This window comes from Amycolatopsis sp. QT-25 (genome assembly GCF_029369745.1).
GTDB lineage: Bacteria > Actinomycetota > Actinomycetes > Mycobacteriales > Pseudonocardiaceae > Amycolatopsis.
In genome coordinates, this window is record NZ_CP120210.1 from 3,761,948 (window position 1) to 3,786,302 (window position 24,355).

The 24,355-nt window shown below is 70.1% G+C and carries 24 protein-coding genes; 14 read left to right on the forward strand and 10 right to left on the reverse strand.

What is annotated here, in order from left to right; translation table 11 throughout:
- Positions 1-172: 172 nt before the first annotated feature.
- Positions 173-1,354 (reverse strand): Cmx/CmrA family chloramphenicol efflux MFS transporter, encoded by a 1,182-nt coding sequence (locus tag P3102_RS17490; protein WP_276370601.1) that lies wholly within the window; start codon positions 1,352-1,354, stop codon positions 173-175.
- A gap of 72 nt (positions 1,355-1,426) precedes the next feature.
- The gene (locus tag P3102_RS17495; RefSeq protein ID WP_276370603.1) at positions 1,427-2,011 is read right to left on the reverse strand and encodes a TetR/AcrR family transcriptional regulator; all 585 of its coding nucleotides are present in this window, start codon (positions 2,009-2,011) and stop codon (positions 1,427-1,429) included.
- Between the two features lie 85 nt (positions 2,012-2,096).
- Between P3102_RS17495 and P3102_RS17500 the strand changes: the two genes are divergently transcribed.
- Complete coding sequence (locus tag P3102_RS17500; protein ID WP_276370605.1) at positions 2,097-3,143, forward strand: ferrochelatase; 1,047 nt, start codon at positions 2,097-2,099, stop codon at positions 3,141-3,143.
- A gap of 222 nt (positions 3,144-3,365) precedes the next feature.
- Here the strand turns inward: P3102_RS17500 and P3102_RS17505 are convergent, their stop codons facing one another.
- Entirely contained in the window at positions 3,366-3,935 is a 570-nt protein-coding gene (locus P3102_RS17505) for a TetR family transcriptional regulator C-terminal domain-containing protein (RefSeq protein ID WP_276370607.1), read from the reverse strand.
- An 86-nt stretch (positions 3,936-4,021) separates the two neighbouring features.
- On the opposite strand from P3102_RS17505, the gene P3102_RS17510 reads away from it, so the two are divergent.
- Entirely contained in the window at positions 4,022-4,906 is an 885-nt protein-coding gene (locus P3102_RS17510; RefSeq protein ID WP_276370609.1) for an alpha/beta hydrolase, read from the forward strand.
- The gene (locus tag P3102_RS17515) at positions 4,903-5,523 is read left to right on the forward strand and encodes a VC0807 family protein (protein ID WP_276370611.1); all 621 of its coding nucleotides are present in this window, start codon (positions 4,903-4,905) and stop codon (positions 5,521-5,523) included. The genes P3102_RS17510 and P3102_RS17515 overlap by 4 nt, the downstream gene beginning before the upstream one ends.
- Positions 5,524-5,527: 4 nt before the next feature.
- Here P3102_RS17515 and P3102_RS17520 read toward each other — a convergent pair whose 3' ends face one another.
- Positions 5,528-6,325 carry a hypothetical protein gene (locus tag P3102_RS17520; RefSeq protein WP_276370613.1) on the reverse strand — a complete coding sequence of 266 codons (798 nt, stop codon included), beginning with the start codon at positions 6,323-6,325 and terminating at the stop codon, positions 5,528-5,530.
- A gap of 134 nt (positions 6,326-6,459) precedes the next feature.
- Here P3102_RS17520 and P3102_RS17525 point away from each other — a divergent pair, with 134 nt between their 5' ends.
- From P3102_RS17525 to mshC, 3 genes are all read left to right on the forward strand, one after another.
- Entirely contained in the window at positions 6,460-7,857 is a 1,398-nt protein-coding gene (locus P3102_RS17525; protein WP_276370615.1) for a sigma 54-interacting transcriptional regulator, read from the forward strand.
- Entirely contained in the window at positions 7,854-9,812 is a 1,959-nt protein-coding gene (locus P3102_RS17530; RefSeq protein ID WP_276370617.1) for a VWA domain-containing protein, read from the forward strand. Before P3102_RS17525 ends, P3102_RS17530 begins: the two co-directional genes overlap by 4 nt.
- A gap of 102 nt (positions 9,813-9,914) precedes the next feature.
- Positions 9,915-11,153, forward strand: a complete 1,239-nt coding sequence (gene mshC, locus P3102_RS17535; protein WP_276370619.1) for a cysteine--1-D-myo-inosityl 2-amino-2-deoxy-alpha-D-glucopyranoside ligase — start codon at positions 9,915-9,917, stop codon at positions 11,151-11,153.
- 66 nt (positions 11,154-11,219) lie between these two features.
- Here the strand turns inward: mshC and P3102_RS17540 are convergent, their stop codons facing one another.
- A complete protein-coding gene (locus P3102_RS17540; RefSeq protein WP_276370620.1) occupies positions 11,220-12,827 on the reverse strand; it encodes an ABC-F family ATP-binding cassette domain-containing protein in 1,608 nt (535 codons plus the stop codon).
- A gap of 153 nt (positions 12,828-12,980) precedes the next feature.
- Positions 12,981-13,457, reverse strand: coding sequence for a MarR family transcriptional regulator (locus tag P3102_RS17545; protein ID WP_276370622.1), 477 nt, complete (start codon positions 13,455-13,457; stop codon positions 12,981-12,983).
- A 163-nt stretch (positions 13,458-13,620) separates the two neighbouring features.
- Between P3102_RS17545 and P3102_RS17550 the strand changes: the two genes are divergently transcribed.
- Genes P3102_RS17550 through P3102_RS17560 form a run of 3 tightly spaced genes read left to right on the forward strand, consistent with a single transcriptional unit; the run spans position 13,621 to position 16,280 of the window.
- Positions 13,621-14,199, forward strand: coding sequence for a helix-turn-helix domain-containing protein (locus tag P3102_RS17550; protein ID WP_276370624.1), 579 nt, complete (start codon positions 13,621-13,623; stop codon positions 14,197-14,199).
- Positions 14,196-15,440, forward strand: coding sequence for an MFS transporter (locus tag P3102_RS17555; protein ID WP_276370626.1), 1,245 nt, complete (start codon positions 14,196-14,198; stop codon positions 15,438-15,440). Before P3102_RS17550 ends, P3102_RS17555 begins: the two co-directional genes overlap by 4 nt.
- Before the next feature lie 15 nt (positions 15,441-15,455).
- Positions 15,456-16,280, forward strand: a complete 825-nt coding sequence (locus tag P3102_RS17560) for a metallophosphoesterase (protein WP_276370627.1) — start codon at positions 15,456-15,458, stop codon at positions 16,278-16,280.
- A gap of 240 nt (positions 16,281-16,520) precedes the next feature.
- On the opposite strand, the gene P3102_RS17565 is transcribed toward P3102_RS17560, so the two are convergent.
- Entirely contained in the window at positions 16,521-17,420 is a 900-nt protein-coding gene (locus tag P3102_RS17565; protein ID WP_276370629.1) for a PAC2 family protein, read from the reverse strand.
- A 178-nt stretch (positions 17,421-17,598) separates the two neighbouring features.
- On the opposite strand from P3102_RS17565, the gene P3102_RS17570 reads away from it, so the two are divergent.
- From P3102_RS17570 to hisG, 5 genes are all read left to right on the forward strand, one after another.
- Complete coding sequence (locus P3102_RS17570) at positions 17,599-18,279, forward strand: HAD family phosphatase (RefSeq protein WP_276370630.1); 681 nt, start codon at positions 17,599-17,601, stop codon at positions 18,277-18,279.
- 56 nt (positions 18,280-18,335) lie between these two features.
- Positions 18,336-19,799: an AlkA N-terminal domain-containing protein gene (locus P3102_RS17575; RefSeq protein WP_276370632.1), complete on the forward strand. Its 1,464-nt coding sequence runs from the start codon at positions 18,336-18,338 to the stop codon at positions 19,797-19,799.
- Positions 19,800-19,815: 16 nt separating this feature from the next.
- A complete protein-coding gene (locus P3102_RS17580; RefSeq protein WP_276370634.1) occupies positions 19,816-20,307 on the forward strand; it encodes a methylated-DNA--[protein]-cysteine S-methyltransferase in 492 nt (163 codons plus the stop codon).
- Positions 20,308-20,379: 72 nt separating this feature from the next.
- The gene (locus P3102_RS17585) at positions 20,380-20,643 is read left to right on the forward strand and encodes a phosphoribosyl-ATP diphosphatase (RefSeq protein WP_007035378.1); all 264 of its coding nucleotides are present in this window, start codon (positions 20,380-20,382) and stop codon (positions 20,641-20,643) included.
- A 32-nt stretch (positions 20,644-20,675) separates the two neighbouring features.
- Positions 20,676-21,521 carry an ATP phosphoribosyltransferase gene (gene hisG / locus P3102_RS17590; RefSeq protein ID WP_276370636.1) on the forward strand — a complete coding sequence of 282 codons (846 nt, stop codon included), beginning with the start codon at positions 20,676-20,678 and terminating at the stop codon, positions 21,519-21,521.
- Positions 21,522-21,595: 74 nt separating this feature from the next.
- On the opposite strand, the gene P3102_RS17595 is transcribed toward hisG, so the two are convergent.
- The 3 genes from P3102_RS17595 to P3102_RS17605 form a co-directional block, all read right to left on the reverse strand.
- On the reverse strand, positions 21,596-22,531 hold the full coding sequence (locus P3102_RS17595) for a ParA family protein (protein ID WP_276370638.1): 936 nt from the start codon (positions 22,529-22,531) through the stop codon (positions 21,596-21,598).
- A 67-nt stretch (positions 22,532-22,598) separates the two neighbouring features.
- On the reverse strand, positions 22,599-23,384 hold the full coding sequence (locus P3102_RS17600; RefSeq protein WP_276370640.1) for a thioesterase family protein: 786 nt from the start codon (positions 23,382-23,384) through the stop codon (positions 22,599-22,601).
- A gap of 9 nt (positions 23,385-23,393) precedes the next feature.
- A complete protein-coding gene (locus P3102_RS17605; protein ID WP_276370642.1) occupies positions 23,394-24,287 on the reverse strand; it encodes a RecB family exonuclease in 894 nt (297 codons plus the stop codon).
- Between the last annotated feature and the right edge of the window lie 68 nt (positions 24,288-24,355).

A 24,355-nucleotide genomic window follows, 5' to 3' on the forward strand; every position in this document is an offset into this window, starting at 1 on the left:
TCTTCGCCCGGCTCCGGCGCGGGCCGATCCACGGGACCAGCCCGGTCGCCCCGGGGATGTCCCACGCGACGCTGTCGGCGGCTAGTTTCGCAGGCTCGGCCGGTGTCCCCTGTGGACATTCGGCGGAAAAGCTCGGCAAGGGTGGCTCGGGTTCGTTCGGGAATGATTCTCCCTACCGTATAACGGGTTCGCGCGGCAGGCGGGTGTCGTCGGTGCGCTGGACACCGGCGGCGAAGGTGAGCACGACGACGGTGACGACGCCGAGGCCGACGCTCACCCACGCGACGCTGGGATAGCCGAGACCGGCGTCGATCGACTCGCCGCCGAGCCAGGGGCCGACGGTGTTGCCGACGTTGAACGCGGCGGTCGTACTCGCGCCGACCAGCGTGGGCGCGTTGCCCGCCACGGCGAAGGCACGGACGTTCAAAGCGGGATTGACGCCGAATCCGGCGACACCGAACAGGAAGACGGCGAAGATCGCGACCGGCGTCGCCGGGCCGGACAGCGCGAGCAGCACCAAGGCGAACAGGGCGACGGCGAGGCCGCCGTAGAGGGTCGCGAACGGCCTCGCGTCGGCGAGCCGTCCGCCGACGGTGATACCGATCAGCGCGCCGAGCCCGAAGAGCGAGAGCACGCCCGGCACCCAGCTTTCCGGTAGCCCGGCGACTTCGGTGAGCAAGGGCGCGAGGTAGCTGAAGGTCGCGAAGATCATCGCCTGCGCGAACGCGATGACGCCGAGTGCCAGCCAGAACCGGCCGCCGCGGTAGAGCCGCAATTCGGTCGCCACGTCGGTCTTGGTTTCACCGTCCTGCGTTTCCGGGACCAAGGCGAAGACCCCGATCAACGCGACGACGGTCAGTGCGGTGACCGCCCAGAACGCGGCCCGCCAGCCCGCGTGCTGGCCGAGGAAGGTGCCCGCCGGAACGCCCGCGATGTTCGCGATGGTCAGCCCGCCCACCAGGATGGCCAGTACGCGGCCGCGGCGTTCGACCGGGACCAGTGCGACGGCGGTGGCCGCCGCGACCGCCCAGAACCCGGCGCAGGCGACGGCGCTGAGCACACGGGTCGCGAAGAGGAGGGCGTATCCCGAGCCCAGCGCGCCGACGACGTGCGAGACGCTGAAAACGACGAGCAGGGCCATGAGGGTGACGCGCCTCGGCACCCGCAGCGTCGCGATCGCGAGCAGGGGAGCGCCGACGACCATGCCGATCGCGAAAGCCGAAATGAGCAGCCCGGCCTCCGGGATGCCGACGTCCAGGTCGGCCGCCATCCCGGGCAGCAGGCCGGTGATCATGAACTCGGACGTGCCGAGCGCGAACACGCTCAGCCCGAGGACGAAAACTGCCAAAGGCACGGGGCTTTCCCTCCAGTTTTGTATTGATCAGTACAAAATATGGGCAGCGTCGCGCATGAGGTGGTCCGGGTGTCACTTCGCGGCGATCGCGTCCAGCGCGATGGCGGCGACGGCTTCCATGGTCGCCCGTCCGGCGCCACGACGGGACATCAGCCGCAGTCCGGCGACGGTGCTGTGCGCGAACTCGGCGAGGGCGCCGGGCTCCCGGTCGCCGTCGATCGTCCCGTCGAGCTGGCCTTCCCTGGCGCAGGCCGAGAGCAGGGCGAGATGCCGTCCGGTGTCGGCGTCGATCCGCGCCTTGACCTCGGGATCGCGATCGCCGAATTCGGCCACCGTGTTGACCACGAGGCAACCTCGGCCGTGGTTCGCGACTTCCTCGTCGATCGTGTGCGCGAACAGGGTGCGGAATCGCTCGAGGCCGGTTCCGGACTCCTCCAGCAAGGCCGTTCTGGTCGCGATCCCGCGTTCGGCGTAGTGGTCGAGCGCGCGCAGGAACAGTTCGTGCTTGCTGGTGAAGGTGTTGTAGATGCTGCTGCGGCCCAGGCCGGTGGCTTCGCAGAGGGCCTGCGTCGACGTGCCTTCGTAGCCGCGAAGCCAGAACGCGGCCATGGCGTGCCCGACCGTGGCGCGTTCGTCGAATTCCTTGGGCCTGGCCATGCGGGTGACCGTATCAGATTTTGGATCGATTGGTTCAAAATGGGCCGGGTCAGCGTGCGGGGCGCCACAAGAGCAAGATGGCAGGGTGGGTTACGACGCGCTGCTTTGGCTTTCGTTCGGTGGTCCCGAGGGACCTGACGAAGTGATGCCGTTCCTGGAGAACGTCACGCGGGGCCGTGGGGTGCCCCGGGAACGGCTGCTCGAGGTCTCCGAGCACTACCAGCACTTCGGCGGGGTTTCGCCGATCAACCGGCTGAACCGGGACGCGATCTCCGCGGTGGAGAAGCAGCTCGCGGCCGCCGGGATCGAGCTGCCCGTCCACTTCGGCAACCGCAACTGGCGGCCGATGGTCGAGGACACCCTCGCCGAGATCACCGAGGCGGGCGCCCGGCGCGTGCTGGTCTTCCCCACGAGCGCGTACGGCGGCTACTCCGCCTGCCGTCAGTACGACGAGGACATCGAGCGTGCCCGTGCGTCGGTCGGCGACGGTGCGCCGGAACTGGTGAAGCTGCGGCAGTTCTTCGACCACCCGCTGTTCGTCGCCGCGTTCGCCGACGCCGTTCGCGCCGCGCACGCGAAGCTGGGGAACCAGCCGGGGACCAGGACCGTCTTTTGCGCCCACTCGGTGCCCGAGTCCGCCGACACCGCGTCCGGGCCGCCCTCGGAAGGCGGCCGGCGCTACTCGCGGCAGATCGCCGAGGCCGCGCGCCTCGTCGCGGCCGAAGCGGGAATCGAGACCTACGACGTGGTGTGGCAGTCGCGCTCCGGCCCGCCGCAGGTGCCGTGGCTGGAGCCGGACATCGTCGACCACATCGACGCGCTGCACGCGGAAGGCGTCACCTCGGTGGTCGTCTGTCCCGTGGGTTTCGTGTCCGACCACCTCGAAGTGATCTGGGATCTCGACAACGAAGCCGCCGAACGGGCCGCGGAGCACGGCATAGGCTTCGCGCGGGCCGCGACGCCGGACGCCGACCCGCGTTTCGCCGAGCTCGTCGTGGAGCTGATCCGGGAGCACATCGACGGAGCGCCCGCGCGGAAGCTGTCGCCGTTCCCGTCGGCCGGGTGCACGGTCAACGGTGCGCCTTGCGCGATCGGATGCTGCGAGCCCGCGAAAAGGCCCGCACGTTCTTGAAGGGCCCAGGCCTGGTGAGTGGCAAGGACGGTTCCAACCGTCTTGCCACTCACGAGGTCCAGCACCGGCGATGTCCCGTGATCCGACGGACGACACGCGTGACTGGATGGACGACACGACGGTGGCCGGGTTCCGCCACGAGTCGTCCGCCCGATCACGTGTGTCGTCCGTCGGATCACGCGAAACCGCCACCCGCGCACCGGCTCGCGAGGTCGATCGTCGTCAGGCGGTGATCCTCGACAGGTGGAGGTCGATCAGGGCGATAGCCTCTTCGCCGGTCTGATAGCCGAGCAGCACCGCGTCGCCGAGGCCGGAGACCAGCGCCAGCAGGAGCGCGGCCTCGCTGACCGGGTCCAGGGTGGCCACGAATTCGCCGTCGTCCCGTGCGGCGGCGAGCATGGCCGTCACCGCGTCGCGGAGCCGGCCATGGCCGGTCCGGAAGTGACCGGCGATCTCCGGATCCTTGAGCGCGCGCATCAGGAAGGCGTTGGCGACCAGCGCGTCGTCCCTGGCGGCCTCGTCCAGGGGAAGCAACGCGATGAGCAGCTCCCGGACGTGAGGTTCTGACGGGGTGGCGATGCGCTCCTCGAGTCCGCTTCGCAAGGTGGTCGTCGCGAAGCGAAGCATGTCGTCTCTCGACGCGAAGTAGTGCTGGACGAACCCTTTGGAGATGCCGGCTTCGGCCGCGACTTCGTTCAGGCTGACTCCTTCGAGTCCCCGGTCGGCCGCGATGCGCCGGACGGCCGCGGCGATCTGCTGCCGCCGGTGCTCGTGATCGACTCGTTTGGGCACCCGTTCCTCCTTTTGGCAGTCCGATCGGATTGCCAACTTCTCGCCCATCTTTTACAATCTTATCGTACTGTAAAGGAGGGGTGGTCATGAAGGTGGGCGGATTCGCCTCGTCGGAGGCGCGGGCCGAGTACGAGGCCGTCTACGAACGGGGTCTGGCGGCGTTGCCCGCGCCGGCCGGGATCCACGACGTCGAAACGGCGTTCGGGGTGGCGCGCGTGTACCGGTTCGGGCAGCCGGGTGGAACGCCGATCATGCTGGTGCCCGGCCGCGCCGGGACCGCGGTGATGTGGGAACCCAACCTCACCGCGCTGCTCCGGCACGGCGAGGTCCACGCGGTGGACCTCATCGGCGAACCCGGCCGCAGTGCACAGACCGCCCCGATCCGGAACGGGGTGGACCAAGCCGCTTGGCTGAGCACCGTGCTCGCCGAACTCGACCTGGCGACGGTGCATCTGATCGGGTACTCGTTCGGTGGCTGGCTCGCGGCCAATCTCGCCGCGCGGGCGCCGGAGCGGCTGAGGACACTCACCCTGATCGACCCGGTGCTGACCTTCGGCGGCCTGACCGCGGGACTGGTCGTCCGCGCCACGCTCGCCGCGATCCCCGGCGTCGGCCGCTGGGCCCGGCCGTCGTTCCTGCACTGGATCTCCGGCGGTGCGGAGGTCGACACCACGGATCCGGTCGCGCGGGTGATCGACGAAGGCATGCGGACCTACCGCATCGCCCTGCCGTCGCCCAGGTTGATCACCGACGCGCAGTTGCGCTCACTGCGGATGCCGGTGCTGGCCCTGATCGCCGGACGGAGCGTCATCCACCACCCGGACCGCGCGGCCGCGCGGGCTCGCGAGCTTCTGCCGCGGGGACAGGTCGAACTGTGGCCGTCGGCGACCCACGCCATCGCGGGCGAGGCGGCGGACGAGGTCAACGCGCGGATCCTGAGGTTCCTGGCAGCAGAGGAAACACCGTCGTGACCGCGCACGGCAGGAACCCGACGCTGTCCTTGCTGCTCTGGGACGTCGCGCTCCCGTTGGCCGTGTACTACGGCCTCCGGCTCGCCGGGCAGAACGAGCAGGTCTCCTTGCTGGCCGGGGCGGTGGTGGCCGGGGCCCGGATCGCGTGGGTCGCCGTCCGCGAACGGTCCTTCGACGGCTTCGCCGCGTTGCTGGCAGGCGTGCTCGGGGCCGGGCTCGTGCTTTCGCTGGCCAGCGGTGACGCGAAATTTCTGTTGCTCAAAGAATCCTTCGCCACCGCGACCGCCGCGATCGTGCTGCTGGTGAGCTGCTTCAGCCGCACGCCCATGGTGCTCGTCGCCGTGCGGGCCGGTTCCAACGCGGCCAAACGCACCGAGATCGACCGCCTCGGCGACGAGGTGCCCGCTTTCCGCCGGGCGTTCACCCGGATGTCGGCGGTGTGGGGAGTGGCTCTGCTCCTGGAGGCCGCAGTCCGGGTGCCGCTGGTCTACACCTTGTCCGCCGATGTGATGAACGCGCTCAGCGTGGCCTTGCTGATCGCCGTCATCGGCGGGCTCTCGCTGTGGTCCGTCCGGTATGCGGAGAAGATCCAGAAAAGGCACTCCGTGACCACGTGAAGGGCTACGGGTGCCGGTCCGCCTGCTCGGCGAACACCCGCACCGCTTCGTTGATCGCCGCGGACCGGGCGTTGCGGACGGCCTCGGTCAGCGGTCGCAAGGCCTCCGCCCGCCGAAGCGCCGCCGACGCGGAGAGCGCGCCGCCCGGATCGTCGGATTCGGCGATGGCGAGGATCGCCGCGATCTCCTGGGATCGCTGAAGCACCCGTAGCGCCCGGCCGGGCATCCCGGCGGGCCAGGGCGCGTCGGTGGCCGCCCGCAGCCGGGCCGAGAGTTCCGCCCGCACGCCGGGTCGTTCACTGGCGACGTCCAGCGTCTGGAGCGCGCCCGCGCTCGACCGGATCGCGTCGGTCAGGCCGTGCTCGGCCTCGCCCAGCGGGCGGTATTCGAGGACACCCGGCGTGGGCACCGAGTACACGGTCCATCGCATGAGCCCTTCGGCGATGGCTTCGGGGACGACGCCGTAACCGAGATCCGGCAACAGGACGGCCTCGCCGGTCCGCAGAGCGGCCTCGGTGAACTGCCCGCCACCACCCAGCCCCCGCACGTCACCGGGCACCGGGAGCAGCAACTGCATGCTTTTGGCGCCCTGTGCGCGCAGGGCGAGCAGCAGCTGGACGGGGGTCGCCGCCCGGTTGAACGCGAGCGGCAGGTCGAACGCCTCGGCGGCCGCCGCGTCGGCGGCGACGAAGTCGTGGGCGTCGGCCCAGACCTGAAGGGCGTCAAGGACGTCGTCGGCGGCGGCGGCTCCGTTCAGCCACGCCGAAGACCAGACCGCGAGGGTCGCACTAGGACGGCACACCGGACTGATTTTAGTCGTGCTTCCGGCGAAACCCGGAAACGGGCGCGTTATCGAGGGGGAGGACACGGACACGTCCCGGAGCTGGAGTTGCTTCACGTCGACAGGGGCCACGGTCGCGACGTAGCGTCGAACGGGTGAACGATGTTCCCGCAAACCTGCCCCGCACCGCCGGGGACCTCCGCGCGGCGGGTCACCTGCCGCGGTCGATCAACCAAGAACTGCACGACAACCTGCTCGCCAAGCTTCGCGCCGGGGAAGACGCCTGGCCCGGGATCGTCGGCTTCTCGCGCACGGTGCTGCCGCAGCTGGAACGCGCGTTGCTGGCCGGGCACGACGTCGTCCTCCTCGGCGAACGCGGCCAAGGCAAGACCCGGTTGCTGCGCACCCTCACGGGACTTCTCGACGAATGGACACCCGTCATCGAGGGTGCCGAGCTGGCCGAGCATCCACTCGATCCGATCACCCCGGAATCGCGCCGGCGCGCCGCCGAGCTCGGCGACGCCCTGCCGGTGACCTGGCGCCACCGCGACGAGCGGTACACGGAGAAACTGGCCACACCGGACACCTCGGTCGGTGACCTGATCGGCGACGTCGACCCGGTGAAGGTCGCCGAAGGCCGCAGCCTCGGTGATCCCGAGACCATCCACTTCGGACTCGTCCCGCGCGCCCACCGCGGGATCGTGGCGATCAACGAGCTGCCGGACCTCGCCGAGCGCATCCAGGTCGCGTTGCTGAACGTGATGGAGGAGCGCGACATCCAGGTGCGCGGCTACACCCTGCGCCTGCCGCTGGACGTGCTGCTGGTGTCGACGGCCAACCCGGAGGACTACACCAACCGCGGCCGCATCATCACGCCGCTCAAGGACCGGTTCGGCGCCGAGATCCGGACCCACTACCCGCTCGACGTGGAGTCGGAGATGGCCGTCGTCCGGCAGGAGGCACATCTGGTCGCCGAGGTCGGCGAGCCGCTGCTGGAGGTGCTGGCCCGGTTCGTGCGGAACCTGCGCGAATCACCGGTGATCGACCAGCGGTCCGGCGTCTCGGCGCGGTTCGCCGTCGCCGCGGCGGAAACGGTCGGCGCGGCGGCACTGCGCCGGTCCGCGCTGACCGGCGAGGAACCCGCCGTGGCACGTCCGGTCGACCTCGACGCGGTGCCCGCCGTCCTGCGCGGCAAGCTCGAATTCGAACCGGGGGAGGAGGGCCGCGAGACCGAGCACCTCGTGCACCTGCTCCGTCGGGCGGTCGCGGAGACGGCCCGTTCGCGGTTCGCCGGACTGGACCTGCTGCCGCTGGCCGACGCCGTCGAGTCCGGGCATCTGGTCACCACCGGGGAACGCGTGCCCGGCAAGGACATCCTCGCCGCGCTGCCGGAGCTACCCGTGCTCCACGACGTCGCCGCGCGCGCCGGCGTCGGCCCGGACGAACCGCCGGGGCGGATCGCGGCCGCGGTCGAACTGGCGCTGGAATCCCTCTTCCTGTCGAGGAAACTCGCCAAGGACTCCGACGACGGCACCACCGTCTACGGCCGATGAGCGCCGTCCCGGAGGGCTACTCGTACGGGCCGTGGCACGACGGCCCCGATCCGCTGGCGCCACCGGCGGATCTGCGGGACGCGCTCGACGAGATCGGCCGCGACGTCATGGCGGGTGCCTCGCCCCGGTCCGCGCTGGAAGAGCTGTTGCGGCGCGGCACTCCGCGCACCGCCGGACTCGACGAACTGACCAGGCGGCTGTGGCAGCGCCGGTCGGAGATCCAGCGGCGGCACCGGCTGGACGGCACGCTTCAGGAAGTTCAGCGGCTGCTCGACCAGGCACTGGAAGCCGAACGGCGCGCGCTGTTCCCCGATCCGGACGACGACGCCCGCTTCCGTGAGGCTCGGCTGGACGCGTTGCCACCGGGGACGGCGGCGGCCGTGGGCGAACTCGCCGGGTACGACTGGCGTTCGCGGGAGGGCAGAGAGCACTACGAGAAGATCCGAGACCTGCTCGGCCGTGAGCTGCTGGATTCCCGCTTCGAGGGGATGAAGGAGGCGCTGCGGAACGCCGGGCCGGAAGAGGCCGAGCGGGCCAACCGGATGCTCGCCGAGCTCAACGGCCTGCTGGCCGCGCACGCGCAGGGCGACGAGAACGTCCCGGAGCGGTTCGCGGAGTTCATGCGCGAGCACGGCGAATTCTTCCCGGAGAACCCGAAGAACGTCGAGGAGCTCATCGACGTCCTCGCCGCGCGCGCCGCGGCCGCGCAGCGGATGCTCAACTCGATGACCCCGGAGCAGCGGGCCGAACTGGCCGAACTGTCGCAGCAGGCGTTCGGCGATCCCCGGCTCGCGCAGCAATTGTCCACTTTGGACGCTCAGTTGCGCGCGCTGCGGCCCGGCGAGGACTGGACTTCTTCGGAACGGTTCCGGGGCAACGATCCCTTGGGCCTCGGTGAGGGTGCCCGTGCGATGGCCGATCTCGCCGAACTGGACGCGCTGGCCGAACAGCTCGGCCAGTCCTATCCCGGCGCGCGGCTGGAGGACATCGACGTCGACGCGCTCGAACGCCAGCTCGGGCCGGAGGCCGGCGTGGACGCGCGGCGGCTGTCCGAACTGGAACGCGAGCTCCGGCGGCAAGGTCTCTTCGAACGCGCCCCTGACGGCACGCTTCGCTTGTCTCCCAAGGCTTTGCGTCGACTCGGGGAGACGGCGCTCGCCGACGTCGTGCACGCGCTGCGCGGCAAGACGGGCCGGCGGGAGACCGAATCGGCCGGAGCCGCGGGCGAGCCGACCGGCGCGACCAGGCCGTGGCGGTTCGGGGACATGCAGCCGTGGGACGTCTCCAGGACGGTCCGCAACTCCGTCCTGCGTTCGGTTTCGGTAGGTGAGCGGTCGGTCCGGCTGGACGTCTCCGACGTCGAGGTGATCGAGACCGAGCACCGGTCGCGGGCGGCGGTGGCGTTGCTCGTGGACACGTCGTGGTCGATGGTGCAGGAGGGCCGCTGGCTGCCGATGAAGCGGACGGCGCTCGCCCTGCACCAGCTGATCAGCACCCGGTTCCGCAACGACGCCCTCCAGCTGATCACCTTCGGCCGCTACGCGACGGCGATGGAACCGGCCGAACTCGTCGGGCTGGAGGGCGCTTGGGAACAGGGCACCAACGCCCAGCACGCCCTGCTGCTGGCCGGACGGCACCTGCGGCGGCATCCCGACGCGCAACCGGTGGTCCTGATGGTCACCGACGGCGAGCCGACGGCGCATCTGGAACCGGACGGCACCGCGGAGTTCGACTATCCGCCTCAGCCCAGGACGTTGCTCAAGACGCTGTCCGAAGTGGACCGGATGGCGAAACTGGGCGCGTCGGTGACGGTGTTCCGGCTGGGGGACGATCCGCGCCTGACGGCGTTCGTCGACCTCGTCGCCCGGCGCTCGGGTGGCCGTGTCGTCGCTCCGGATCCGGACGGGCTCGGTGCCGCCGTGGTCGGCGACTATCTGCGTACGAGGAGGCGCTGAGTTCACCGCGGCCGGGCCGCGGAACAGCCGGTTCGGCTACTCCGGTCGTGTCCGGCTCCCACCGGACGGGAACGGCGCGGCGGCTCCGCTTACAGTCGGGGTATGCAGACTTGGTCATCGGTCGACGTGCCCCGTATCCCCGGCACCCCCCGTCCGCTGCGGCTCCACGACACGGCGACGGGGCAGCTCCGCCCCACGGCGCCCGGGTCGACCGCCCGGATGTACGTCTGCGGCATCACGCCGTACGACGCGACCCATCTGGGGCACGCCGCCACGTATCTGACGTTCGACCTGGTGAACCGCCTGTGGCGGGACGCCGGGCACGACGTCCACTACGTGCAGAACGTCACGGACATCGACGAGCCCTTGTTGGAGCGCGCGGAGCGGGACAAAGACGACTGGGTCGTCCTCGGCATGCGCGAGACGGCGCTGTTCCGTGAGGACATGACCGCGTTGCGGGTGCTGCCGCCGCGGCAGTTCGTCGGTGCCGTCGAGAGCATCCCGGAGATCGTCGAGGTCATCGCCAAGCTGCTGGCGAACGGCAGCGCGTACCGAGCCGACGACGCGGAGTATCCGGACATCTACTTCGCCCACAACGCGACCGGGCACTTCGGTTCGGAGTCGAACTACGACGCCGAGACCATGGCCGAGTTCTTCGCCGAACGCGGCGGCGACCCGGACCGCCCCGGCAAGCAGCATCCCCTCGACGCGTTGCTGTGGCGGATGGCGCGGCCGGGCGAGCCGTCGTGGGAGTCCGAACTGGGCGCGGGGCGACCCGGCTGGCACATCGAATGCAGCGCGATCGCGGTCAACCGGCTCGGCCTCGGCTTCGACGTCCAGGGCGGCGGCTCGGACCTGATCTTCCCCCACCACGAGTACAGCGCCGCGCACGCGGAGGCCGTCGCGGGGGACCGGCCGTTCGCGCGGCACTACGTGCACGCCGGGATGATCGGCCTCGACGGCGAAAAGATGTCCAAGTCGCGCGGGAACCTCGTGTTCGTCTCCCGGCTGCGCGCCGACAAGGTCGACCCCGGCGTGATCCGGCTCGCGCTGTTCGCCGGTCACTACCGCGAGGACCGGCCGTGGACCGAGCAGTTGCGCACGGACGCCGAAGCACGCCTCGCGCGCTGGCGCGAAGCCGTCTCCATCGGCACCGGTCCGTCGGCGGAGGACACCGTCGCGCGACTGCGTGACCACCTCACCGACGACCTCGACACGCCCAAGGCGCTCGCGGCCGTCGACGCGTGGGCGGAGCAGGCGCTGAACCGCTCCGGCACCGACCCGGCGGCCCCCGGCCTGATCCGGAACGCCGTCGACGCGCTGCTCGGCGTCGAGCTCTGAAACGTCGAACTCGGAAACACTGCTGGGGCGGAGAAACCCCTCCGCCCCAGCAGTGTGTATAACGCCCTACACGACGACGCGGCCGGCCTCCAGCCGGAGGTGGTCACCGGCCCAATCCCGCCGCAGCCACCGATCGTGCGACGCGACGACGACGGCACCCGGCGCGGAATCGAGCGCGGCGAACAGTTCCTCGGCCAACGTGAGCGAGATGTGGTTCGTCGGCTCGTCCAGCAGGAGCACCTCCGGCGGCTCGGCGAGCAGCAACGCCAGCGCGAGCCGCCGCCGCTGCCCGACCGACAGCGCGCCCACCCTGGTCCCGAGATCGCGCGGAGCCAGCAGGCCGAGACCACGCAACGGGGGAGCGTCCTCGCCGAGGGCTTCGGCGTAGGTCCGCTGCGCGGTCTTCTCCGGCTCGGCGAACGAGACGTCCTGCGCCAGCAGGCCGATCCGCACTCCGCGGCCGGAAAGGACGGTCCCGGAGTCCGGCGTCAGCGAGCCGGCGAGAACGGACAGCAGCGTCGACTTCCCGGCGCCGTTCCCGCCGGTGATCAGCAGTCTGGACGTCGTCGTGACGTCGAGAGTCGCCAGGCGCAACCGCCCGGCGATCTCGATGTCCCGGACCGAGATGGCCGTCTTGTCCTCACCGGGTTCGCCGGTCAGGCCGCCCCGGAACCGCAGCGGCGCGGGCGGTTTCCGCACCTGGTCGCGTTCCAGTTCGTCCAGCCGCGACTGGGCGTTGCGGACCCGGCGTGAGATCTGCTTCTGCACCCTCCCGGTCTTGAAGTCGTAGAGCATCTTGGCGTTGTCGCGCTGCGGCCGGTCGTGCGCGACGGCGCGTGCGGTGACGGCCACCGATTCGCGCAGTTCCTTGAGTTCGTCCTGCTCTTCGGCGTAGCGCTGTTCCCAGCGTGCCCGTTCCGCCCGTTTCTGGTCCAGGTAGTCGGAATACGTGCCGCCGTACCGGGTCGGCCCGCCCAGTGCCGGGTCGAGGTCGACGATGTCGGTGCATACCGCGTCGAGGAACACGCGATCGTGCGACGACAGCACGAGGACACCGGTCAGCGACGCGAGATGCCGTTCCAGGAACTCCATCGCGGCGTCGTCGAGGTGGTTCGTCGGTTCGTCCAGGATGAGCGTGCCCGGCCGCCGGATCAGCAGCGCCGCGAGGCCGAGCCTCGATCGTTGCCCGCCCGACAGCGTGCCCAGTTCGCGCGCCGGGTCGATGCCGGCGAGCCCGAGACCCGCGCAGACCACCTCGGCCCGCCGGTCGGCGTCCCAGAGATCGTGCGCCTGTGCCCATTCCAGGACGCTGCCGTACTCGTCGAGCACGGCGGCGTCCTCCGGACGACGAGCGAGCGCTTCGGTCAGTTCGCCGAGTCTCGCCGACGCTCGCCGGATCTCGGTGAGCGCGTCGTCGATGACGTCGGAGAACCGTGCGGTCAGCGGAAAAGGCAGTTCCTGCAAGAGGAAGCCGAGGTCATCGCCTCGCAGTACCTCACCACCGTCAGGCTCTTCGACCCCGGCCAGCAAGCGCAGGAGCGTGGACTTGCCGACGCCGTTCTCACCGACCAGTCCGAGCCGCTGTCCCGCCGAGGCCGTCAGATCGACGCCGTCGAGCACGACACGGGCACCGTAGGAATGGACGAGGTCTTTGGCGATCAGGGAACGAGACATACGACATCACCGTGTTTCTTCGGACAGGAGGGATCCCTGCCGGGCGTCGTGGCTTACGGGAGCAGCGCTCGACCGAAGCCGCCTCGGAGCGGGGAAGGGGTGATGTCAGTCGTCCATGATGGGAGCAGTCTAACGCAACCGATGTAGCGTTAGTCAACCCCTCTTTTCGGGGAAACCCGATCGCAGGCGCGCGGCCTCTTGTTCGGCGAAGGCGCGTCCGTCGGTCATGACGCCGAGAAGCGCGGCGAGCTGACGCCGGTCGAGCCTGCCGAGACGGTCGCCGAAGAAGCGGGCCATGGGGGAGTAGAGGTCGGCGATGTCGTCGAGCCGGTCGGGAAGCGGGCGGATCGCGATCCGGCGGCGGTCCGCGGGATCGGGTACCCGCTCGACCAGGCGCTGTGCCTCCATCCGGTCGAGCATCCGGGTCACCGCGCCGGTGGTCATGCCGAGAGCGCGCGCCAGTCCGGTCGGCGAGGTCGCGGCGCCGCTGATGACCAGCTGGAGCCCGTGCAACTCGGTGGCGCTGATGCCGAGCCGCTCCGCCATGGCCGTCTGGAACAGGACGGTCGCGCTGACGAACCGGGGGATCTCCAAAGTCACCGCGGTGGCGAGTTCTTGCTGGTCGGACACGTACTTCCCTGAGTCGATAGTTGAGCTGTGCAGCTACTGCAGCGTGCAGCAACTGTCTGGACAAGGTATCCGAATGCCGTTTCTCGCAGGCTTGACATCTTGCCGGGTAGCGGCGAATCTGAAAGGGAACTTTCGAAAGAATCCTTTCAGATTGGATCGGACGATGACCGGATTGCCGCCGCGCAAGCGGATCGAAGACGTCGAGCTGATGCGGGCGCTGGCGCATCCGCTGCGCTCGGCGCTGGTGGACCACCTCATGGCGGTCGGTCCGCGGACCGCGAGCGACTGCGCGGCGGCCGTCGGGTCGACCGCCTCCAACTGCAGCTGGCATCTCCGTCAGCTCGCCCAGCACGGCCTCGTGGAGCGGGTCGAGGGGGAGGACGGGCGGGAGCGGCCCTGGCGGGCGTGTCAGGTCGGCATCGAGTTCGGCGACGACCCGGCGCTGCACGGCGCGCAACTGGCGGTCGTGGGCACCACGCTCGCGCGGGAGAAAGAGCTGACCGAGCGCTATCTCGACGCCGCCGACCGGCTCGGCAAGGAATGGCGGGACGCGTCCGGAATCAGCAACTACTCGCTGCGGGTGACCGCGGCGGAGCTGGACGAGCTGGTGCGGGGGATCGACGCGCTCGTGCGGCCCTATGTCGGCGCGATCCGTGAAGACACCCCTGCGGAGGCCCTCCCGGTCCACTTGGGACTGCGGGCCTTCCCCCGCATCGACGCCGAGGGGAAGCCGAGTAGATGAAACCGTTGAGAGAACCCGCCTTCGCGCGGCTGTGGATCGCTGCCTTCTTCTCCGAGACCGCCGAGTGGATGCTGCAGATCGCGTTGCCGGTGTTCGTCTTCCAGGCGACCGGTTCGGCGGCCACCACGGCGTTGAGCATCGTTCTCGGCCTGGTGCCCGCGGTGCTGCTCAGCCCGGTCGCCGGGGTGATCGCGGATCGCTGGAACCGGCGGCTGGTGCTGTGCGTGGTGTGCGCGGGGCAGGCGTTCGTGGCGCTGCCGCTGCTGTTCGTCGCGTCCGGCGGTCCGGTGTACGTGCTCTACGCGGTGATGGCCGCGCAAGCGGGTCTGGCCTCGTTGTTCGAGCCGGCCCGCAACGCGCTCGTGCCCGAACTGGTCACCCCCGGGGAACTGGTGGGTGCCAACGGTCTGATGAGCATCAACGGCAGCGTCGCTCGCCTCGTCGGCGGCTGGGCGGGCGGTCTTCTGCTCGGGTCCGGCGGCCTGGGCCGGGTCGTGGTGGTTTATCTCGGCGTGCTGGTGATCGGTGCGGCCCTGCTGGCGCGCCCGTTTCCGCGCGTCGCCGCGCCGAAAGCGGCAGGACCGCACGAACCGGTGTTGCGAGCCTGGATCGACGGGCTTCGCGAGATCGGCCGCGAAGGACGTCTTCGCCTCGCCGGGGTCGTCGTGGTGCTGACGTCACTGGCGCAAGGGATGTTCCTGGTGCTGTTCGTGGTCTTCGTACTCGACATCCTCGACGGCACCGAAGGCGACGTCGGCCTGCTGCGCGGTGTGCAGGCGCTCGGCGGGCTGGCCGCGGGGTTCGCCGTCGCCACCGTCGCCCGCAAGGTCGCGCCGGCCGCCTTGCTCGGCTGGGGCGGGCTCGCGCTCGGTCTGCTGTCGGTGGTGATCTGGAACCTGCCCGCGCTCACCGTGTCACTGCCGCTGGGTGTCTTCGTCGGACTCTTCGGCCTGGTCGGCGCTCCGGGGGTGCTCGCCGGTTCCGGGCTGCTCTCCCTGGTACAGACGACCGCTTCCCCCGCACGGTCCGGCCGCGTGCTGAGCACGGTGTTCGCCGGCACGGCGGGGTTCACGGCGCTGGGCGCGCTGCTGACGGGCGCACTGGTGACCGTGCTGGGCACCGGGGTGCTGCTGAACGTCCAGGCGGGGCTGCACATCGTCTCGGCGTTGGTCGTGCTGGGCGTGTCGGCGACCGGCAGGCCGCGTCGTGACGCGGTCTCGGCGGTTCCCCGGTCCGAGTGAAGCTACGGTGGTGGAGTGCCGCATCTCTTCGCCACCAGCGATCTCCACGTCACCCATGAGGGCAACGCCCCGCTCGTCGACGAGGTCGTCCCCCGGACCCCGGACGATTGGCTGCTCGTGGTCGGCGACGTCGCCGAACGCGCCGAATCGGTGATCGGGGTGCTCAAGACCCTGCGCGAACGTTTCGCGAAGGTCGTCTGGGTCCCCGGCAACCACGAACTGTGGACCACCCAGAAGGACGAATGTCAGCTACGGGGCCAGCCGCGCTACGAGCATCTGGTCGAGCGCTGCCGGGAGATCGACGTCCTCACCCCGGAAGACCCGTATCCGGTGTGGGAGCACCAGGACAAACCACTGACGATCGCCCCGCTGTTCGTGCTGTACGACTACAGCTGGCGGACCCCCGCGGCCGACGGGCTGCCGATGCCGGCGGCCATCGAGCAGGCGCGCGAGGCGGGTGTGCTCTGCACGGACGAGTTCTTCCTGCACCCCGATCCGTATCCGAGCAGGCAGGCCTGGTGCGCCGACCGGGTGAAGATCAGCACGGAACGGCTGGAGGCGATCCCCGAGGACCACGGAACGATCCTCATGTCGCACTGGCCACTGCACCGCCACCCGACCGAGCCCCTGTACTTCCCGGAATTCGCGCTGTGGTGCGGGACGACCGAGACCGAGGACTGGCACCTGCGCTTCCGGGCGGAGGTCGCCGTCTACGGGCACCTGCACATCCCGCGCTCGACGGAGGCGGACGGCGTGCGGTTCGAAGAGGTCTCGCTCGGCTATCCGCGCGAGTGGCGGAAGCGGTCGCGGGGGCCGATCCCGCTGCGGCGCATCTTCTGACGCCTAGTGAGTGTCCAGGACGGTTCCGATCTCTGTTCAACGGTCTGAATCCTCCCCACTCGACCGCCTGAGCCCGATCAAGGCCGGAGCCCGGACCGTGGAGGAACATGAGACGACCGAGTCCGTGAAGGCCTCCTTGAGAGACCCAGAGTCCCTCAAGGAGGCCTTCACGGACCGGGCTGGAGACCTACCGCGGCCAGAATTCACGTAGGTACCCGAGAGAGATACGAGACCGCGCGCTCAGCCTCGTCCGGGGCCGTCCTGACCGGGGCGCCGCCGCCGCAGGTACCGCTCGAACTCGGCCGCGATCTTGTCCCCGCTCACGTCGTCCAGCGTGAACTCGGTCTCCGCGTCACCGCGCTCCTCGAGCCCCCGGACGTACTCGCTGATCTCCTCGTCCTCTTCGGCCATCTCGGTGACCGTCCGCTGCCACTCCTCGGCCTGCTCGGGAAGCGCGCCGAGCGGGATCTCGACGTCGAGGACGTCCTCGAGTTTGTGCAGCAGCGCGAGTGTGGCCTTGGGCGACGGCGGATGCGAGACGTAGTGCGGCACGGCCGCCCAGATCGACACCGCCGGGACGCCCGCCTGCACGCAGTAGTCCTGCAGGACGCCGACGATGCCGGTCGGCCCCTGATAGTTGTTCAGTTCCAGGCCGAACTGCGAAGCCGTGTCTTTGTCATACGCCGTCCCGGTGACCGGGACGGGCCGGGTGTGCGCGGTGTCGGCCAGGAGCGCGCCGAGGGTGACGACGGTGACGACGTCCAGTTGCTGGATGTACTCCAGCAGTTCGGCGCAGAAGGCCCGCCAGCGCATGTTCGGTTCGGGGCCCTGGACCAGCACGATGTCCCGGCTGATGCCCTCCGGGCGGCACACGGAGAGCCGCGTGGTCGGCCAGTCGACCCTCCGGGTGACGCCGTCCACCATGCGTACGGTCGGTCTGCTGACCTGGAAGTCGTAGTACTCGTCCGGACTCAGCTCGCTCAGCGGTGTCGCATCCCAGTTGAGCTGGAGATGCTCGACCGCCCGGCTGGCCGCGTCACCTGCGTCGTTCCATCCTTCGAAAGCGACGATCATGATGGGCTTGGTGTCATCCGGGTGGTCGCGGCCGGGCCGCTGGGTCTCGTCGACGGGCTCACTCACCGGACCAGCCTACGACCAGACGGCCGTGCGGCGTCGGGCGTGTCCGGTGGCGTTTCGTCGTGACGAACCGCACGGAGCCGACGTAATGCGGCATTTCGGGCGACGACCGCGGCGCCGACGTGAATCGGTCTCGGCTACCGTGGGCCCCGAAAGGTCCATCAGATCGTGAGGGGGAGCCGTGACCGAACCGTCCACACCGGACGGACTCGCCGCCGTGCTGTGGGATATGGACGGCACGCTGGTCGACTCGGAGAAGCTGTGGGACGTCGCGCTCTACGAGACCGTCGAAACCCTCGGCGGCACACTGACCGGGCAACAGCGCCTGAGTCTCGTCGGGTCCAATATGGACGACACGGCCGCGTTCCTGCTCGAAGTGTGCGCCAAACCCGTCACCCCGGAGTCGATCGCGGAGATGGGGAAGTGGATCCGCGAGCGCACGGCCAACCTCTTCGACGGCCCGCTCCCGTGGCGCCCCGGCGCGCGGGAACTGCTCGAACTGTTGCGCGCCAACGGCGTCCCGATGGCGCTGGTCACCTCCACCGAACGGTCGCTGACCGAACTCGCGCTCGACACCATCGGCCGCGAGTACTTCGCCGCCACCGTCTGCGGTGACGAGGTCGATGGTCTGAACAAGCCGGACGCCAGGCCGTATCAGCTGGCCGCGGAGCTGCTGGGAGTACCGGCATCCCGCTGTGTCGCGATCGAGGATTCACCGCCGGGCGCGGCTTCCGCGGTCGCGGCGGGCTGCACGGTGGTGGTGATCCCGAACGACGTCGACGTCGCACCGGGAGAGCGGCGGGTGTTCCGTTCCTCGCTGGTCGGGCTCGACGTGCCCGCGCTGACCGCGCTCCTGCCCTGACCGCCATGTCGCATTTCCGCTAGACCGCGGCCCGTGCGGTCGGCGATGCTGACCGGGTGCATGAGGATTTCGAGCGCTGTGTCCGCGCGGTCCAGGCGAAGGACGCCCGGTTCGACGGCTGGTTCTTCACCGCCGTCCTGACGACGCGGATCTACTGCCGGGCGAGCTGCCCGGTCGTCCCGCCCAAACCGGAGAACATGTCGTTCTATCCGAGCGCGGCCGCCGCACAGGAGGCCGGGTTCCGGGCCTGCAAACGGTGCCGTCCGGACGCCAGCCCCGGTTCACCGCAGTGGAACGAGCGCGCGGACCTGGTGGCCAGGGCGATGCGGCTGATCGCCGACGGCGTCGTCGACACCGACGGGGTGCGCGGTTTGGCCGCCCGGCTCGGCTACAGCGTCCGGCAGGTGGAGCGGCACGTGCGCGCCGAACTGGGCGCCGGCCCGCTCAGCCTCGCCCGTGCGCAACGCGCGCAGACGGCGCGGCTGCTGATCGAGACGACCGGCCTGTCGATGATCGACGTCGCCCTCGCGGCGGGGTTCGGCAGCGTCCGCACCTTCAACGACACCGTCCGCGAGGTCTTCGCGTTGTCTCCGACCGAACTGCGGGCCAGGGTCCGTACCGAGCCGTCGACCGCGCCCGGGACGCTGAATCTGCGCCTGCCGTATCGGAAGCCGCTGTTCCCGGACAACCTGTTCGGCCATCTGGTCGCGACCGGGGTCCCCGGCGTCGAGGAATGGCGTGACGGCGCGTACCGCCGGACGCTGCGGCTTCCGCACGGCCCCGCCATCGTCGCCCTCAGCCCGGAAGACGGCTACATCGGCTGCCGTCTCTCGCTCTCGGACCTGCGTGACCTCCCGACCGCGATCAGCCGTTGCCGCCGCCTGCTCGACCTCGACGCCGACCCGGTCGCGGTCGACGACGCGCTGGCCGGGGACCGGCTGCTCGGGCCGCTCGTGGCCGCCGCGCCGGGCAGGCGGGTACCGAGGACGGTCGACGGTGACGAATTCGCCGTCCGGGCCGTGCTGGGCCAGCAGGTGTCCACCGCCGCCGCCCGCACCCACGCCGCCCGGCTGGTCCTCGCGCACGGCGACCCCGTCGACGATCCGGACGGCGGCCTCACCCACGTGTTCCCCGACGCGGCCGCGCTGGCGGAGATCGACCCGGAAAGCCTCGCGATGCCGCAAAGCCGCAAACGGACCCTGCTCGGCCTCGTCGCCGAACTGAACGACGGTGGACTCGACCTCGGCGCGGGAAGCGACTGGCAGCAGACCCGGGAGAGGCTGCACGCGCTGCCCGGCTTCGGCCCGTGGACCGTCGAGAGCATCGCGATGCGCTCGCTCGGCGACCCGGACGCCTTCCTCCCGACCGACCTCGGCGTCAAGATCGCCGCGAAAGGGTTCGGGCTCGGCCCGGCCGCGTTCGCCGCCCACGCCGAACACTGGCGCCCGTGGCGCGCCTACGCCGTTCAGCACCTCTGGGCGACCGGAGACCACCCGATCAACCGCCTGCCCGCAGCCTGAAGTGCAGAGGAACGCCATGCGCACGCACACCGTCATCGACAGCCCGTACGACAAGCTGACCCTGGTCGCGGACGGCGAAAGCCTCTGCGGGGTGTACATGGTCCAGCAGCGGCACCGTCCGCTCGAGGAGAGCTTCGGCCATCCGGATCCGGGCTCGCCGATCTTCGTCGACACCGAGAGGCAGCTTGAGGAGTACTTCGCCGGCCGGCGGAAGGATTTCGATCTCCCGCTGAGCTTCGGCGGCACCGCGTTCCAGCGGATGGTCTGGGAGGGGCTGCTCGAGATCCCGTATGGCGAGACGGTCTCCTACGGCAGGCTCGCCCACCGGCTCGGCAGGCCCACCGCGTCGCGCGCGGTCGGGCTCGCGAACGGCAAGAACCCGATCAGCATCATCGTGCCGTGCCATCGCGTGATCGGTTCCACCGGCGATCTCACCGGTTACGGCGGCGGGGTCGAACGGAAGCGGCACCTGCTCGATTTCGAGCGCGGCGGCTCGGTGCTGTTCTGAAGTGTGAAGCGAGCGGCGCCACACCGGCCCGGGGCAGCGCGAGACGGGCGCGGATGGAAGGATCTCCAGACTGTGAAGACCTTCGATGAGCTGTTCGCCGAGCTTGCCGAGCGCGCCCGTACGCGCCCCGATGGTTCCGGCACCGTCGCCGCGCTGGACGCGGGAGTGCACGCCCAGGGCAAGAAGGTGCTCGAAGAGGCGGGCGAAGTGTGGATCGCCGCCGAGCACGAATCCGACGACAGGCTCGCGGAGGAGATTTCGCAACTGCTGTACCGCGTACAGGTGCTCATGCTCGGCCGAGGACTGTCGACAGAGGACGTGTACCGGTACCTGTGACGCGTCCGCGTCCGGAAAACCAAGGAGAGACAATGTTGCGTGTCGCCGTGCCGAACAAGGGAGCCCTCGCCGCCGCGGCGTCGGAGATGCTCGGAGAGGCCGGCTACCGCAAGCGCCATGAGGCCCGCGACCTGACCGTGCTGGACACGGTCAACGAGGTCGAGTTCTTCTTCTTGCGTCCCAAGGACATCGCGATCTACGTCGGCTCCGGCGAGCTGGACCTCGGCATCACCGGCCGCGACCTCGCGCTCGACTCCGGTGCCCCGGTCGAGGAAATCCTCGGCCTCGGCTTCGGCGGCTCCACGTTCCGCTACGCCGCACCCGCGGGCCGGGACTGGACGGCCCAGGACCTGCACGGCAAGCGGCTCGCGACGTCGTACCCGCGGCTCGTACGCGAGAATCTGAAGCAGCACGGGGTCGAAGCGGAGGTCATCCGCCTCGACGGCGCCGTCGAGATCTCGATCCAGCTCGGCGTGGCCGACGCCATCGCGGACGTCGTCGAGTCCGGACGGTCGTTGCGCCAGCACAACCTCGTGGCCTTCGGTGATCCGATCTGCGTGTCGGAGGCGGTGCTGCTGCAGCGCGCGGGCACCGAGCACACCCGGCCCAAGGACCAGCTCACGGCCCGGTTGCAGGGTGTCGTCTTCGCCCAGCACTACATGATGCTGGACTACAACTGCCCGCGGTCGCTGCTCGACGCGGCCATCGCCATCACGCCGGGTCTCGAGTCGCCGACCGTCGCGCCGCTGGCGGGCGAGGACTGGGTGGCCGTGCGGGCGATGGTGCCGCGCAAGGAGGTCAACCGGATCATGGACGAACTCGCCGAGACCGGCGCCAAGGCCGTGCTGGCCTCGGACATCCGGGCCTGCCGCCTCTGACCCTCCAGTCACCGACGCTATGAAAGGTCCTTTCCTTGCGAAATTTGCAAGGAAAGGACCTTTCATAGCGTTGGCTAGCGGGGCCGGTTCGGCTTCTTGGGCATGAGGTCGTAGAGCTTCTTGCGGGCCCCGTTGTCCTTCGCGCTGCGAGTCACCGACACCTCGGTGATGAAATCCTCGAAGACGAAGTCCTCGTCCGCGGGCACGATCGCCGCTGCCGGATGGTTCCGCAGGTAGCCGTCCAGCGTCTCCGCGATCTCCCGGAACGAGAGCGCCTGCAGGGTTTCCGGCGCGTACGTCGTCACGGGCACGCCGTGGGCCGCGGCCTCGTTCATCACGACGCCGAGCGGCACGTGCGACAGCATCGGAATCCCGAACGTGTACAACTCCTGCAACGCCGCCGCCGCGTAGTGCGAGATCGGGCGGCGGTACAGGCCCGGCACGAGACCGTAGTAGGCGATCGGCGGGCGGCCGACGGTCTGTTCGACGTACCGCACCTGGTCCGCGAGCAGGCGCAGCGCGCGGATGCTCGTCCGGTCCGGCTGCACCGGCACGAGGATCCCGTGCGAAGCGGCCAGCGCGTTGTTGGTCAGCACGTCGAGCGCGGGCGGGCAGTCGATGACGATGTGGTCGTAGTTCGCGAACTGGATGACCCTGGCCAGCTGCCAGCCAGGGACCCGGAACTGGTCCAGCCGCCGGATCAGGTCGAACATGCCCGGCGACGTCGGGATGACGTCGAACGCGCCGCCCCGCCCGACGTTGCTGCGCGGATGCCGCACGGCGAGTTCCTCGATCGGGCCCTTCCACACCTTGGTCAGGGCTTTCGCCAGGCTGGGCATGTCCGGGGCCACCTCGTCCAGCCCGAGGAGTTCGGTGGTCGCGTGGCCCTGTGGGTCGAGGTCGATCAGCAGCACCCGGCGACCGCGTTCGGCCAGTGCGGCCGCCGCGCCCACGCTGAGTGAGGTCTTGCCGACCCCGCCTTTCTGGTTGACCACCGAGGTGATCTGCATGCCGAAGCGCTCCCTGCGTCTGTTGTTCCGGGAAGGCTATTGGAAACGGGCTCGGAAAGCGCGTCTATCAGCCCGCCTGTCGCGGTCTCACCAGCAGCGCCTGCGCGCCGGAGGCGATGGGGCCCGAGGCGTCGTGCAGTGTGGTGGTCGCCGTGCCGATCCCGTTCGGGCCGACCAGCGTGGCCGCCTCGACCCCGAGCCAATCGCCCAGCGGCGGACGGCGGAGGTGCACCGTCAGCTCCGAGTTGATGAACCACCACTCCCGCGGGTCGAGGAAGTTCGAGATCCCGTTGCCGGAGTCCGCCAGGACGAACAGCCGCTGCAGCGCGCTCGGCTTCTCGCCATCGACGAGGGCGACCCGCTGACGGCCCCAGACGGTCGCCGGGCCGGGGGTGTCCGGCGAACCGCTGATCCGCCGCCATTCGACCGCGTCGAGGTAGCCGCCGTGCCAGCTTTCCGGCCAGCTCGGCGGCGGAAGGCCGTCCGGTGGCGGCAGCGGGGGACCTTCGGGAGTGGCCACCGCGGTGGTGTCCGAGGTCGCGATCCGCCATGCCGCGGCGCGGGCGACGACTCGCTCACCGCGGGAGAGCTCGGCTTGCAGCCATTCGACCGATCGGCCCGGCCGCTGCACCCAGGCTCGCGCCGAAAGCTCCTTGAGCGGCGCGGGACCGAGAATCTCGATCGTCACCCGCGCCAGCTGGCTCGCGTGCGGCGCGTCGAGCTCCTCGAGCGCGCGGACCAGCAACGCCGAGGGCGGCCCGAAGTGCTGCGCGTCCGGCGTCCACGGGCCGGCGGTGTGCGGGGTCGGGAGGAAGACGCCGTCGCCCGACGGCACGTAGAAGGCTGCTGTCACCAGGGCACCCTAATCCGCACGGTCCAAAACGGACTCTTCCCCGGGATCCGGCTCTGGCCAGCCGGGATACGGCGGGGGAGTGCCGCCGTACTGCGGGCAGAGCGCCTGATGGTCGCACCACGCGCAGAGTTTGCTCGGATTCGGCCGGAAATCGCCGGTCTTGCCCGCTTTGAGGATCGCCTGCCAGATCGCCTCCAGCGTGCGCTCGAAGCGGATCAGCTCGCCCTCGTCGGGCGTGTAGGCCAGTGACTGCCCGTCGGTGAGGTACATCAGTTTCAGCTGGCGCGGCACGACACCGCGAAGCCGCCAGAGGACCACGGCGTAGAACTTCATCTGGAACATCGCCTTGGCCTCGCCGATCTCGCGGGGCGCGGCGCCGGTCTTGTAGTCGACGACGCGGATCTCGCCGGTCGGCGCCACGTCCAGCCTGTCGACGTACCCCCGGAGCAGCACCCCGGAGCCCAGTTCGATCTCGACGTGCAGCTCGCACGCTTCCGGCTCCAGCCGGCGCGGATCCTCGAGGCCGAAGTAAGTGTCGACGAGCTGTTCGGCCGAGGAAAGCCACGAGGTCACGGCCTCGGGATCTTCCTGGTCGAACAACTCGATCCATTCGGGTCGTTCCGCGGCCAGGTTCTCCCACGCCGGCGCGAGCAGCTCCTTGGCCTGAGGCGGCGTGCGCTCGTCCTGCGGAAGGGAGAACAGCCGCTCCAGCACGGAATGCACCAGCGTGCCGCGCAGCTGGGCCTTCGTCGGGATCTCGGGCAGTCTGTCGACCGCTCGGAAGCGGTAGAGCAGCGGACATTGCTTGAAGTCGCTGGCACGCGACGGGGACAGGGCCGGCCGACGGCGCGGGACTTCGGCGCCGGGCGGCGGATCGGCGGTGACCGTGTCGGTGTCGGGCATGGGACGAGGGTATCTCCGGACACCGACAGTTCTCCGCCCGCGCATCGGCGCGGCATGACCGACACCAC